Raw genomic sequence first — 13,160 nt, 5'->3', positions numbered from 1 at the left:
CCTAATACCTTCTATATAATATTATAGCCATAATAATTCCTATTATAGTCATAATATTTACTCTAAAATTTATACCCAAAGTCAATACCATAACGTTAAGATTTAATACTATGGGTTGAGACATTCCAACTGAATAAGAATTTTTTAAAAGGCTTAAAAAACTTAAACTATTTCCAATAGCATCTCCAAGAAGACTTCCACATATGGCTCCCAAAAGTATAAAAAACCATAAAAACCCTATTCTTTTTTCCGCCCCTTTCATATAAAATCCCCTACCTTAATAATATATCCTATATAGTTTATCATTTAATAAATACATAAACAAGTATATATATTATTGTTAAAAAAAATTTTTAAATTTCATATAAAAATGGCAAGTATCGGTACAACATATACCTTTACTAACCATTTACTGATAATTATTGCATTTATAATTACTTGATATTTAACTGGAACTCATCTTTTTCAATATATTAAATAAATATACGTAATTTTCCTCACTGTTTTCTTTTACCATCTCTTTAGGAAGTTTATTTATATATTCCTTTAATTCTTTTAGAATCAATTTATTTTTATTATTTTCCTCTTCTTTATTTTCTAAGGAAGAACACCATTTTTTTAGTTCTTCCGTTTGTATGGATTTTACATCTTGGGCTGAAAGTTTAGTTAGTATTTCCAAATCTGCATTTATTATCTCTGCTATTTCAGTATTGCATATACTGTCTTCATTTATTGTAAACACCATCTTTGAATTTTCTATTTTTTGTTCTGTAAGAGATTTCATAGCCTTGTTTGCATTGTCTTCTGAAAAAATTCCTAAAAATACTCTTGTCTTATCTTCTTCTGATATGCAAAATGGAAGTCCATATTTAGCTAAAAGCTTTTTTTCCTCATCTGCGTTATTTTTATCCTTGTACATACCACCCTGGACAGCTATAAATTTCATATAATTATTTTTTAAAACTGAACTACCCTGAGCTGCATCTGCTGTCTTATTTTGGGACTTACTGCTGCTGGAGCCATAATTCAAGTTACTTGAATCCTTTATTATAACCTGAAATATAAAAGTTCCCAATGCAAAAGCTGACAAAAGTATTATAAATATTAAAATCATGAAAGCTCTGGTGCTTTTATCCTTTTTTAAATCATATCGTGTGTACTTCATTTTTTCACCCCTAATTTATAATGTTTATATATACTATTAGGGTGTAAAAAAAAATATTACTTTTAATCACCAACTTTTCTCATAATTATCATATCCATATATCTATTATTAATATTATAAAAATTTTTCACTCTTCTAACCACACTAAATCCCATCTGCTTCCAAAAGTTTAAATTTTCAATTTCATTTTTAATTATTCTTGTAAAAAAAACTGCTGCATCATATTCCTTTGAAAAATAGCCCATCAATTCTTTTATTATGACATTTCCTAAATCTGAATCCTTGTATATTTTATCCAGATAGAAAAACCATATCCACAGCTCATTTTGACTTTTAAACTCAATTCTTCCCTTTAATATACCTATCAGTTCTTCCCTTTTTTTTATTTTTAAAAAGAACTCACATTCACTTATATAGCTTTCCAGAAACCTTTCTGTCAGCTTATCTAAATTCCTTTCCTCCTCTGCAAAAGTTTTTTTCATCTCCATCCATTTTTTTATACCAATTAAGTCTTGCTGATATACATTAGAGATTTCTACATCCCTAAGTCTTATTTCAACATCCAGCATAACTTCACCTCTTTTGTATATTGAAATTACTAATTTTAGAATTCTATACAGGCACCTAAAATTCCTTTATTTCATCTCATGTCTGGCACTATTTCTTCCATAAGACCAGTGTAGATAATATACGAAAAGGTAATTTACCCCTTTGATTTTCAGTGAAGTCATCAGCTGGCAATTTTAACCCCTTCCAGATCCGGTTCAAGGAGTATTATATTCCAGTTGTCTTCAAGTTTATCCAAAAACTTCTTCATTGATTTCATAAACTCATCTGCATTTTTATCCAGTACAGCCATAAGAGTAGAACCAGAACCACTTATAAATTCACCTATTGATCCAAGTTTTCTTGATTCTTTAAATACAACATCGGAATTCTTTATCAAATTTTTTCTATATGGCTGATGAACCTTATCTCCAAAACATATCCTTAATTTATCAAACTCACCGTTATAAAGGGCACTTATAAGCATAGCCGACCTTGATATATTAAATACACAGTCTTCTTTCAAATAGGTATCCGGCAAAACTTTTCTGGAAAGAGCCGTGTTCACCTGAAAAGACGGTATCATAGCAACAAATTTCAACTTATCCGGAACAGTTACTTTGGAGTATTTTATTTCTTCCCCCACTTTTAAAGATATTACCATTCCTCCCAGTGTAGCTGGTACTACATTGTCCGGGTGTCCCTCCATTTTTGTGGCTAAATCAATCATATCTTCCAGGTTCATTTTATTTCCCATAATTTCATTTGCCGCTGCTATTCCTCCAACTATACAGGCCGAACTGCTTCCAAGTCCCCTGGAAATAGGTATATCACATTTAATTACATTTATTTTAAATCCTCTATAGGGATATTTTTGTTCATTCATGGTCTCAGCTATGCTTTTATATATAAGATTGTCTTTAAAATCCTCTTCTGATTTCAAGTTATTGTTGTATATTTCTGTCTGTGTGTCTATCTCCTCAACCTCAATTTCATTATATAATTTTAAAGCCATACCCAAGGTATCAAATCCAGGCCCCATATTTGCAGTAGTTGCAGGTATTCTAACTTTTACTTTAGCCATCTCCAGTATACCTCCCATTTATACAAATTTTATCTTTTTTAATAAAAATTATTTTTTTATTTATCTAAAACCAATAATCTTTTTACTGACTGCACATATCTTTTTTGCTTTATTTTCTCAATATAATCATTCACAGCATTTTCATTATCTGAGTTTACAAAAGCTGCCACCTCATTTTTATTGCCTGAAAAATCATTTGATAAAATATAGCAGCTTTTAAAGTTCAAAGGTATGCTTTCTATAATTTTTATTCTGTCATCTGTTTTTATTCTCATAAACCATTTACTTTTTAAACTCCAGTTTGCATTTATCCTTGCTTTTTCTTTACTAAAAACAATAGATTTTTCTTTTTTGTGTTCAATTATATCCGCTATATCTCCAAAAACTGCGCTGGCTGTTGGAAACATTCCTGCTCCTTTTCCTGAAAACATCACATCCCCTACAGCGTCACCTTCTACTAAAATCGCATTGTACTCATTCTCAATTTTTCCAAGCACCGAATCCTCTTTCACCATAACCGGCATAACAGATGCATATATATCCTCATTACAAATTTTACTCATGCCCAAAAGCTTTATATTACATTTTTTAAGCTTTGCATATCTAAAATCATCACTGTCAATTTCCATAATTCCTTCAATGTTTATGTCCTTCCAATTCACTCTTCTGTTATAAGCTATAGTAGACAAAATGGAAAGTTTTCTAGCTGCATCATACCCCTTAACATCCGAATCAGGGTTTGCCTCTGCAAAGCCTAAGTCTTGTGCAAGCTTTAATGCATTTTCATAGCTCATTCCATTACGGTTCATTTTGGACAATATAAAATTTGTAGTTCCGTTTAATATTGATTTTATACTTTTTATTTTATTTCCTATAAGGCATTCATTTATGGATTTCAATATGGGTATTCCTCCTCCCACACTTGCCTCAAAATGAATAGTAACTCCATTTTTCCTAGCCAGCCGCAGAAGCTCATATCCATATTCCGCAATTAGATCCTTATTGGCAGTAACTACATGTTTCTTCATATTTAAAGCCATTTTCACATATTCATAGGATGGATCAAGTCCTCCCATGGCTTCTACTATAATATCCACCTTTTCCTTGAAAATATCACCTATATCTTCTGTTAAAAGTCCACTGTTTTTATTGTTTGCATGTCTTCCAATATCTTTTACCAAAATTTTTGACAATACAAGTTCCTCATCTAATTCATCTTTAAACCTATATTTATTTCTCAATATCAATTCAGCTACACCACTGCCCACTACTCCATATCCTAACATTGCTATATTTACCATTTAATAGCCCTCCCTTTTATTTAATGTTCTAAATTGCTAAAGTGTAAAATTTTGAATTGATGCTAACAAAAAAACTCATCCCTCTATGGGACGAGTTTTTTCGCGTTTCCACCCAAATTAACAGTAATATTAAAATAACATTGAACATATATTACCCCGTATATGCTGCAATAACAGCTGCAAATATAATCAACACATCAACTTAATTTATACCGAACTGTTAAAAATCACTGTCATCTTCATGCCTTTAACGCAGACCTGCGGAAATATCTACTAAACTTCAATATACAACTCAAAGGTGGTTTTCAACAATCCTTGCCTGGGGAATATTTCAGCCAATGAATTCCCCTCTCTAAAAGCAGTTTATTATCTACTCTTCCCTATCATAGTTTTTTATCTGAACTTCAGGACAGCATTGCTATCCCAATATATATGAACCAGTAAAACACTTTTATTCCACTGTCACCAAATTGACTTTTATAACATTTTTTAAATTTCTTATGACCTCCAATAATTCATTAACTTCTACTTCTAATTTGGAGGCATCGAAAGTTATGGATACACTAGCGGCATTATTGATAGGTATATCTTGATTTATAGTAAGTATATTGCCTTTTTTTTCGGCTATTATATCAAGTATCCTGGACAAAGTGCCTGCCCTATGGGCCAAAACCAATCCCATAGTTATTTTATGTCCAATTATACCTTCAGATAGTGTAAAAACCGCATCCTTATATTTATAATAAGTGCTTCTGCTTATACCAACCTGTTTTACTCCTTCTGATATATCTTTTACTTCCTTAGTTCTGAGAAGTTCTTTTACCTTTACAACCTTGGCAAACACATCAGGAAGTATTCTAGTATCAATTATAAGAAATTTAGTGTTCATAAAATCCCGTCCTTGTTCGCATGTAGAATACACATGTATTTCATTTGAATATATCAATTATATTACCACAATTAATACAAATAATCAACAATTTTTATAAAAATTTTTCTATAAAATATAAAAGTGACAGTTTGTCACTTTTATGTTTAATCTTCAAATATTATATATGGAACTGTAACTATGGCTATATTTCTTCTCCTGAGAAGCATCGTCCTTATAAACAATGCTGTCTGATTGTGAAGTATATTGCCCCACCATTTTGTAACTACAAGTTGTGCAAGTACTACTGTAACAGTATCCTTGGGTCCTGCAGTATATTCTTCCGACTCTATAAATTTGACCAGAGGTCCCAATATGCTTCTATAAGGAGATTTTTTTACCACTATGGGTATATCCACATTATACTCATGCCATTTTTTTAAAAGCTTTTTTGTGGCTTCATCGTCCACTGAAACATGAAAAATTATTATATTGTCTGATATTGTTCTGGCGTAATTCAAGGCTTTTAAAAAAGACTTATTCAAAGTATCTATAGGTACTATTACATACCTCTTTTGTTTAGATAAATCCACTCTTTCCTTGGGCCTCTCATTTAACGTAAGTTTCAATTGTCTGGCTACTTCGGAATAATGCCTCCTAACAGCCATCATAATGTAAACTAAGGCAGGTGTAAGTATGAATACAACCCATGCGCCACTTGTGAATTTGGTTATTCCCAATATAACAGCCGTAGCAAAAGTCACAAGTGCACCTATGCCATTTATCACAGCTTTGCGCACCCAGCCTTTATTTTTAAGCTTTATCCATCTTTTGAACATTCCTGCCTGGGATAATGTAAAAGATATAAAAACTCCCACTGCATAAAGAGGCATCAAATAATGAGTATCACCCTGGAACATAACAACCAGCATGGCTGAAACCAGCCCAAGCGTTATGATTCCATTTGAATATCCAAGTCTTTTCCCCCTCTTGGCAAACTGCCTTGGGGCAAATCCATCCCTGGCTATAAAGGCCAGAAGCAGAGGCAGTCCTGCAAAAGCAGTATTGCTGGCCATTATAAGTATAATGGCAGTGGTTATTTGGACCAAATAGAACATAATGTTGCCGCCAAATACCTGGTGGGCAATTTGAGCAACTACAGTTACATCTGTATTAGGTACTGCATGGTAGAGAGTTGCCAGGTAGGATACTCCTCCAAATATTACAAGCACTACCAGTGCCAGAAGTTCCAGAACCCTTTTGGCATTTTTCTGCGAAGGCTCCTTGAAGCTGGGGATACCATTGCTCACCGCTTCTATTCCAGTAAGCGCCGTACAGCCTGAAGAAAAAGCCCTGAGAAATAAAAATATAGTTATATCAGAAACTGCCGTTGGTATTTTATACATTGGCCTGGGTACATATCCCAGCACCTTCACTTTAAATATTCCAAAAAAAATCATAGCCAGTATCACAATCATAAATAAGTAAGTGGGGGTGCCGAATGCCTTTGCAGATTCCCTTATCCCCCTTAAATTACCTATGGTTATAATAAATATAAACAATAAGGTTATAGTAACCCTATAGGGTAATAGTGCAGGCACTGCAGAAATTATAGCTGCTGTACCTGCAGATGTACTTACAGCTACCGTCAAAACATAGCCAATAGTCAAAGATGCTCCTGCTACAAGTCCGGGAATTGTTCCAAGATTGTCCTTTGCAACAATATAGGAACCCCCTCCTTGAGGATAAGCATCTATGGTTTGTCTATATGAAAGCGTGACCAAAATCATCAGAAATACAATACATAGCGCAGAATAGAACATATATTTATATGACATAACACCTAAAACAGGTATGAGCACCCAGAGTATCTCCTCACCTGCATAGGCTACTGATGATATTGCATCACTGGATAATACAGGCAACCCCCAAAACACATTGAATTTTTCCGACTTTAATTCATTTGTTTTTAAGCTCCTGCCAATTAGTAATCTTCCTAACTTAGATACCATTTTTTGCACCTCTAAAAGTAAATTTTCTTTTAACTTTAGTATGGAATGATTATATATTATTATTCACTTTTATGACAGCTTCCTTTTTAATATTTTAAGACTGTTTTAAATGGAATTGGACAGTTTAACTGTAAATATTTCATGTGTTATCTGTTTTTTTAGTACATACTTCATCTTGTTTAGTTATACGAACATTTAAATAATTTGGATTATTATTAACCATTAAATCATAAACAAAATATATACATTTAAATTAGTATAAACGCAAAAAGGCCATCTTTATATTTAAATATAAAGATGGCCTTTTGCGTACTTTACATCAATACTAATTATGCTGATTTATTCCAAGCTTTCAGCCAGTTCGTTCATCTTGGAGGACATTGACACTATTTCCTGCAGGCCGGAATTAATTTGTTCAATAGCAGCAGCCTGATTTTCAGTTATCCTTGAAGTGTGCTCTGAAGCTTCAAGAGTTTTTGAAACTGATTCCTGAATATTTGAAGTGAGTTCTACAATTTTCACAGCAGTTTCTTTTGAACTATCTGAAAGCTTTCTTATTTCATCAGATACTACACCAAAACCTTTCCCATATTCACCTGCTCTAGCAGCTTCAATAGCTGCATTTAAACCCAACATCTTTATCTGATCTGCAATACTTTTTATAGCTCCTACAATTTTATATATTTTTTCGGACAATTCCTTTATATTTTGTATTTCTTTATTTAAGGATTGTTGGTTCTCTGATACAGTCATGGCAGATGAAGAAAGTTCCTCCATAGAGGCAGATATCTGATCTAGGCTCTCATTTACATTTTTACCCATGTTCCTTAACCTATGCTGATTATAGCCAAGTTTTGAAAGTGTATTTGAAGTCATATAAAGTACATTTGCTGCAGCTTCTATTCTATCTTTTCCTATAATTTTTATCTTTCTAAGAGCTTTTATATACTCATCTGGATCAACTCCTATTTCCACAGCTATTTTTCTGAATTTACCTTCATCAGGCGGTTCAGTCAAAACCTGCCCTCCTAGCATATTTCCAATAACTTTTCCATTTAAAAGTATGGGAGCCGCATAATCTGTAAGTCCGGCATGGCATGAATAAATAGCAGGTTTACCTGTTTTATAGGATTCTAAACCCCCTTCCTTATCACATCTTTCACATCTTTTATTTCCAATCTCAGATCCCCTTGTCATCTTCATACAAAAATCTGTAAATTCACTTGCTTTGACCACCGGCTTTCCCTTATCATCTGAAGCTATAGCAGCCATTCCAACACTTTTGGCAAAATCATCCTGAAATTTTTGTAAAAAGTCCAAATCAATTACATTAGCTATTTCTATATTATCTGTGTCTTCCAATGATGCCTTACTATGATGTAAAACCATATCTATCCCCCCTATATTTTATTGAATACACCATCCATTTGAAAACCTATATTAAATAATTAAATTCCAATAAAACAAAGCGCACTTTGTTTTACTGGAATTTACAGTATACTAAATCATCATATTTTATAACAAGTACTGCAGCAGTTCTTTGCTCGGTCCTGATATAACTGCCTTATTTACCAGCATGCCACTCTTAAGGGCAGTATTGGTACCGACTGTAACAGCATTTTTAACTGCACTTACATCCCCTGTTAAAGTCACAAAGGATTTTCCTCCTATTCCCATTCCAAGCCTCACTTCTATAAGTTGCACATCTGCAGATTTAGCAGCTGCATCTGCTGCAACAACAGCTGCCGTTACACTAAAAAATTCCATGACTCCAAGATCCTTTAATTTTGTAACGCCCGAAGATTGATTTATTGCAGGAATTACCTGCTCCTCAACACTAGGCAGTAGCAGTGTATCTACAACATACTCTTCTCCCAGCTGCCTGCCGCTTTCAACCGCAGCCTTTACCGCCCCTACATTACCTGTAATCAAGACGATATATTTACCCGGGCAGATAGTTTTTGCCAAAATCAAATCAACTTCCGCAGCTTTTATCATTACATCCGCAGTCTGAATTCCCCTGGCTATACTATTCAACTCTATCATTCCTATAGTTCTTATCATGGTATCACCTCAACCTGCATAGTCTTTATGACTACATTTTCACCTACTTCAATAACTTCACCGTCAACGCTGGCATGTACATTTGAGCCCATTTTACCCTCTTCTGTTTTCCCAATCAGCTGTCCTTTTTCAACCTTATCTCCCGCTTTTACCACAGGAGAGGCCGGTGCTCCTATTCCCTGCTTTAATGGGATGCTTACCTCTTCGGGAGTTATTTCATCCCCCTCTTCAATTTGCTGATCCACATATTTGTTCAATGCCAATCTTGATATCAGCCTATTTGTAGGTACTTTCCTGTAATCTCTGAGAATATTTCCTTCAAATATATTTGTAGTGTTTTTCCACTTTATACCTTTTTCTCTTAGCTTTCCCTTAAAGTATACATTTATGCGTTTAGGGGACAGTCCCATTGGACAAGCATATAATTCGCAGATACCACATTCGCAACATATGAGTGCTTCCTTAAACAGTTTATCATTATCCTCACTCAACGCAACAGCTCTCATTATCTTATGGGGATGAATCGGATGTCCAATTAAAAACCTAGGACACATATCGGTACAATAATGGCATTGTATACAAGCTGATTTAGCCTGATTTTTCATATGTTTTATAGTCATCTTTTCTCTCTGAGCTAAATAGTGATCCGCTGGAATTACAAAAACTGCACCATCTGTTTTGGTAATGACCCTATTTTCGAATGATTCTTTTGAAAGTAATTTTCCCATCATAGGTCCGCCCATTATAACCATATAATCATCTACAGTAGTTCCGCCGCACTTTTCAATGCACTCTCGAGCCAAAGTACCTATAGGGACTTTAATAATTGAAGGTTTGACTATCTCTCCTATAACAGTTACAAATTTATATATAACCGGTTTATGCTGTACAGCCTCGGATATGTTAAATACCGTACCCACATTTGATACCACTGCACCTACATTTAATGGAATACCTCCAGGAGGTATTGTGCGTCCTGTTATCTCATAAACAAGTATCTGCTCATCTCCTGCCGGATAGAAGGTCCTGCTCAAATGAAGCTCCACTTTGGAATTCAGCTTTTTTATGGATTCCCTAAGAGCAAGTACTTCATGGTAGTACTCCTCTTTCAAGCCTATTACAATATGTTCAGCTTCAATTGCACTGCCTATTTCCTCCGCTGTACTCACTATTTCATCACTTTTATTTCTCATCAAATATTTATCAGACTGCAATAATGGCTCGCATTCCAGACCATTTATTATAAAATATTCAACTTTGCAATTTAGTTTTACATGAGCTGGAAATCCTGCTCCTCCAGCTCCTATAATACCTGCTTCTTTAATCTTATCTAATAAATCCAATATTACACCTCTCTTCCCCCAAAGACTGCAATATTACCTGGCTAAACTATTCTAAACGAGTCAACCATGGTACATCTTCTAATTCTGGTAAAGGAAACGGCATTTGTAAGGCCTTCTCCGGTAGGCCCTGCTATGGTATATGTGGTGTAACCTTCTCCTCCAAAACCTATGCCTGCATAAGAAGGTGCATTTTTAACGAATATAGTGGTATCTATTTTTCTTGCCATTTCAGTTAAGTTATCTATATTTTTTGAATGCATTATAGCCGTATGCCTGTTGCCATGTTCATCTTCTACAGCTAGCTTTAAAGCTTCCTTAAAGTCCCTGGTCTTAACTATTGGCAGTATAGGCATCATTAATTCCAGCTGTACAAATGGATGACAATTTTCAGTTCTGTAAATTAAACATTCCACTTCATCCGGTGCATTTTCACCTATACTTTCAAGCAGGCTCCTGGCACTTTTTCCCACAAATTCCTTGTTTATGGAATACTTTCCGGATTTGCTATCCTGATTTAAAACTGTTTTAACCAGCTTATCTGCTTGAGCATCATTTATTTCATAAACCGCCCTGTTTTCCTTCATATATTTAATCAGTTCTTCATATACCCCTTCAACTACCAGCGCTTCTTTTTCAGCTATACAAGGTAAATTGTTATCAAAACTGCATCCAAGTATTATATCTCTGGCCGCTTTTCTAATATCTGCAGTTTCATCAACTACAACAGGAGGGTTTCCCGCACCAGCACCTATAGCTTTTTTTCCTGAGGATAATACCATTCTTACTATTCCAGGGCCGCCTGTAGCAACCAGCATCCTGATCCTGCCATCATTCAAAAGCATATTGGTGTTTTCCAAAGAAGGTTTTGCAACTGCTGTCAGCAGATTGTCCGGGCCTCCTGCTTCTCTTATGGCCTTATTTAAAACTTTCATAGTGGTTATGGATGAATTAAATGCACCTGGATGAGGTGAAAATACCACTGTATTTCCTCCTGCCAGCATGCATATTGCATTGCAGGCAACTGTAGCAGCCGGGTTAGTGGATGGTGTTATAGAACCTATTACACCAAAAGCACCACGCTCAACCAATGTAAGTCCCTTGTCACCTGTATAGGCTTCAGTTTTTAATATTTCCGTTCCCTGGGTTTTTTCAGCTACCAATTTTAATTTTAAATACTTATGATCAACTCTGCCCATTCCTGATTCCTTCACACAGAGATTAGCTATACTCATGGCATTCTCCATCAGTGCTTTTTTCATAGAACTTATCAACTTCTCACGTTGTTCAAGAGTATACCCCTGATATACTTTTTGAGCTTCATAAGCTGCTGCTATGGCTTCATCCATAGTATCAAATACCCCATCACTGACTTCTTTTTTTGTATCTCTCTCATTTAATTCTTTTAAGACTCTTTCTATTATTAAAGATAAATCATTACCTTTTAGTTCCATATTTTACTACCTCCTCAAAAACTTCTACTCCATACTGTGAAACACTGGTATCTTCATCTATAGTACCTCCGCTTACTCCTATGGCACCTACTATGTCATCTCCTATTTTTAAAGGAAATCCTCCTGAGAAAGTCACTATATCTTTTTCATGGTTAAGTCCATAAAAATCCCCTCCTGGAAGGGATGATTTATACAGATCTCCTGTAGGACTTTTAAGAGCTGCAGCAGTATATGCTTTTTTCAAGGCAACTTTTATGCTTATTAGAAGAGAGTTATCCATCCGTTCCAGCAATATGACATTGCCATCAAAATCCACAACACAGATCACCATGGGTACTCCTATTTCACGGGATTTTTCTATACATTTTTCAGTTATATATTCAGCAGTTTCCCTGTTAAGTACTGATTTTGTCAGTAAGCTTTCCTTTAAATTACCCTTTGCGTTGATTTCCCCGCTGTCCTTTAGCTCAGTCAACTTTTCCTCTGCTTTTTCTAAAATATCCTTGTAGTCGAAATACCTGGCTATAGCATAAACGGCATCGGATAATCTGTTTACATATTTCTGTAAACTATTATTTACTTCATAATGATTTTTCAGTTCAGATATATACCTCTCTGCCCTTCTTACATCTGTCCTGGCCACATCAAGATGAGCAGATTCCATAGTACCGCCCGGTACTATAAATCCATTTTGTACCGGTCTCATTTTGTCCAGTTCATCTATGGTGTCCTCTAGAAATATAACCTCATCATCCTTTATTCTGGGCTTATATTCCTTAGTTCCAAGTGAAGCAAGTTCTGCTGCAGCTTCAAAGAGAGTTTTTTGTATTTTTAAGAGTTTATCTTTTAATTTCTTATCCTCAATGGATGCCCTTGCCAGACCAATTGAGGAATTTGCCTCATCTATACTTCCATAAGCCCATACCCTAAGGTCGTATTTATTTGTCCTCTCGCCGCCTACCAAACTAGTATTCCCTTTATCGCCAGTTCTAGTGTATATTTTCATAAATTTATCACCACCTTAAATGCCAATTAAAGGCAAACAATTAGTGTTTGTTCCATTCCACCTCATCTACGATTCCTACAATAGATGCATCTGCAGGTATATTGCTGCCTGACTCATTTGCATTTCTCGCTCCGCTTCCCGTAACTACAATCACAATTTCATTAACTCCCGCACCTACTGTATCTATAGCAACCAGAGGTTCACCTATTATGTTTTCATCCTCATCTATCTTTTTAATTATAAGCAGCTTACTTCCTATTAGTTTTTCATTTTTTTGAGTAGAAACAACATTTCCAACTACCTTAGCCAAAAACATACTT

At 34.8% G+C, this 13,160-nt stretch carries 13 protein-coding genes and 1 other annotated feature; all 13 genes read right to left on the bottom strand.

Annotation, left to right across the window (positions count from 1 at the left end; translation table 11 throughout):
- Position 1 precedes the first annotated feature (1 nt).
- Entirely contained in the window at positions 2 to 262 is a 261-nt protein-coding gene (locus ACYUJ6_RS04120; protein WP_461844588.1) for a DUF4321 domain-containing protein, read from the bottom strand.
- A gap of 183 nt (positions 263 to 445) precedes the next feature.
- Complete coding sequence (locus tag ACYUJ6_RS04115; protein ID WP_461844587.1) at positions 446 to 1,165, bottom strand: hypothetical protein; 720 nt, start codon at positions 1,163 to 1,165, stop codon at positions 446 to 448.
- Between the two features lie 62 nt (positions 1,166 to 1,227).
- Positions 1,228 to 1,734 carry a GNAT family N-acetyltransferase gene (locus tag ACYUJ6_RS04110; protein WP_461844586.1) on the bottom strand — a complete coding sequence of 169 codons (507 nt, stop codon included), beginning with the start codon at positions 1,732 to 1,734 and terminating at the stop codon, positions 1,228 to 1,230.
- Positions 1,735 to 1,895: 161 nt separating this feature from the next.
- Positions 1,896 to 2,795 (bottom strand): homoserine kinase, encoded by a 900-nt coding sequence (gene thrB, locus ACYUJ6_RS04105; RefSeq protein WP_461844585.1) that lies wholly within the window; start codon positions 2,793 to 2,795, stop codon positions 1,896 to 1,898.
- A gap of 56 nt (positions 2,796 to 2,851) precedes the next feature.
- The gene (locus ACYUJ6_RS04100) at positions 2,852 to 4,096 is read right to left on the bottom strand and encodes a homoserine dehydrogenase (protein ID WP_461844584.1); all 1,245 of its coding nucleotides are present in this window, start codon (positions 4,094 to 4,096) and stop codon (positions 2,852 to 2,854) included.
- An 83-nt stretch (positions 4,097 to 4,179) separates the two neighbouring features.
- Positions 4,180 to 4,492 (bottom strand) — a binding site (T-box leader).
- Positions 4,493 to 4,547: 55 nt separating this feature from the next.
- The gene (locus ACYUJ6_RS04095; RefSeq protein WP_461844583.1) at positions 4,548 to 4,985 is read right to left on the bottom strand and encodes an ACT domain-containing protein; all 438 of its coding nucleotides are present in this window, start codon (positions 4,983 to 4,985) and stop codon (positions 4,548 to 4,550) included.
- Positions 4,986 to 5,131: 146 nt separating this feature from the next.
- Positions 5,132 to 6,976 (bottom strand): APC family permease, encoded by a 1,845-nt coding sequence (locus tag ACYUJ6_RS04090; protein ID WP_461844582.1) that lies wholly within the window; start codon positions 6,974 to 6,976, stop codon positions 5,132 to 5,134.
- A gap of 339 nt (positions 6,977 to 7,315) precedes the next feature.
- The gene (locus ACYUJ6_RS04085) at positions 7,316 to 8,365 is read right to left on the bottom strand and encodes a PocR ligand-binding domain-containing protein (RefSeq protein ID WP_461844581.1); all 1,050 of its coding nucleotides are present in this window, start codon (positions 8,363 to 8,365) and stop codon (positions 7,316 to 7,318) included.
- A 126-nt stretch (positions 8,366 to 8,491) separates the two neighbouring features.
- The gene (locus ACYUJ6_RS04080) at positions 8,492 to 9,040 is read right to left on the bottom strand and encodes a BMC domain-containing protein (protein WP_461844580.1); all 549 of its coding nucleotides are present in this window, start codon (positions 9,038 to 9,040) and stop codon (positions 8,492 to 8,494) included.
- Positions 9,037 to 10,383 (bottom strand): 4Fe-4S dicluster domain-containing protein, encoded by a 1,347-nt coding sequence (locus ACYUJ6_RS04075; RefSeq protein WP_461844579.1) that lies wholly within the window; start codon positions 10,381 to 10,383, stop codon positions 9,037 to 9,039. The genes ACYUJ6_RS04080 and ACYUJ6_RS04075 overlap by 4 nt, the downstream gene beginning before the upstream one ends.
- 41 nt (positions 10,384 to 10,424) lie before the next feature.
- On the bottom strand, positions 10,425 to 11,834 hold the full coding sequence (locus ACYUJ6_RS04070; protein WP_461844578.1) for an aldehyde dehydrogenase family protein: 1,410 nt from the start codon (positions 11,832 to 11,834) through the stop codon (positions 10,425 to 10,427).
- On the bottom strand, positions 11,818 to 12,840 hold the full coding sequence (locus ACYUJ6_RS04065) for a cob(I)yrinic acid a,c-diamide adenosyltransferase (protein WP_461844577.1): 1,023 nt from the start codon (positions 12,838 to 12,840) through the stop codon (positions 11,818 to 11,820). Before ACYUJ6_RS04065 ends, ACYUJ6_RS04070 begins: the two co-directional genes overlap by 17 nt.
- Before the next feature lie 40 nt (positions 12,841 to 12,880).
- Positions 12,881 to 13,156: a EutN/CcmL family microcompartment protein gene (locus ACYUJ6_RS04060; RefSeq protein ID WP_369702925.1), complete on the bottom strand. Its 276-nt coding sequence runs from the start codon at positions 13,154 to 13,156 to the stop codon at positions 12,881 to 12,883.
- Positions 13,157 to 13,160: the final 4 nt, after the last annotated feature.

Source organism: Clostridium sp. JNZ X4-2, from assembly GCF_054889485.1.
This window is presented reverse-complemented; position numbering and strand designations above follow the sequence as displayed.

Excerpts from the sequence above, each read along its gene's own strand:
- ACYUJ6_RS04120 (WP_461844588.1), bottom strand. The coding sequence starts at position 262 with ATGAAAGGGGCGGAAAAAAGAATAGGGTTTTTATGGTTTTTTATACTT.
- ACYUJ6_RS04115 (WP_461844587.1), bottom strand. The coding sequence starts at position 1,165 with ATGAAGTACACACGATATGATTTAAAAAAGGATAAAAGCACCAGAGCT.
- ACYUJ6_RS04110 (WP_461844586.1), bottom strand. The coding sequence starts at position 1,734 with ATGCTGGATGTTGAAATAAGACTTAGGGATGTAGAAATCTCTAATGTA.
- thrB (WP_461844585.1), bottom strand. The coding sequence starts at position 2,795 with ATGGCTAAAGTAAAAGTTAGAATACCTGCAACTACTGCAAATATGGGG.
- ACYUJ6_RS04100 (WP_461844584.1), bottom strand. The coding sequence starts at position 4,096 with ATGGTAAATATAGCAATGTTAGGATATGGAGTAGTGGGCAGTGGTGTA.
- ACYUJ6_RS04095 (WP_461844583.1), bottom strand. The coding sequence starts at position 4,985 with ATGAACACTAAATTTCTTATAATTGATACTAGAATACTTCCTGATGTG.
- ACYUJ6_RS04090 (WP_461844582.1), bottom strand. The coding sequence starts at position 6,976 with ATGGTATCTAAGTTAGGAAGATTACTAATTGGCAGGAGCTTAAAAACA.
- ACYUJ6_RS04085 (WP_461844581.1), bottom strand. The coding sequence starts at position 8,365 with ATGGTTTTACATCATAGTAAGGCATCATTGGAAGACACAGATAATATA.
- ACYUJ6_RS04080 (WP_461844580.1), bottom strand. The coding sequence starts at position 9,040 with ATGATAAGAACTATAGGAATGATAGAGTTGAATAGTATAGCCAGGGGA.
- ACYUJ6_RS04070 (WP_461844578.1), bottom strand. The coding sequence starts at position 11,834 with ATGGAACTAAAAGGTAATGATTTATCTTTAATAATAGAAAGAGTCTTA.
- ACYUJ6_RS04065 (WP_461844577.1), bottom strand. The coding sequence starts at position 12,840 with ATGAAAATATACACTAGAACTGGCGATAAAGGGAATACTAGTTTGGTA.
- ACYUJ6_RS04060 (WP_369702925.1), bottom strand. The coding sequence starts at position 13,156 with ATGTTTTTGGCTAAGGTAGTTGGAAATGTTGTTTCTACTCAAAAAAAT.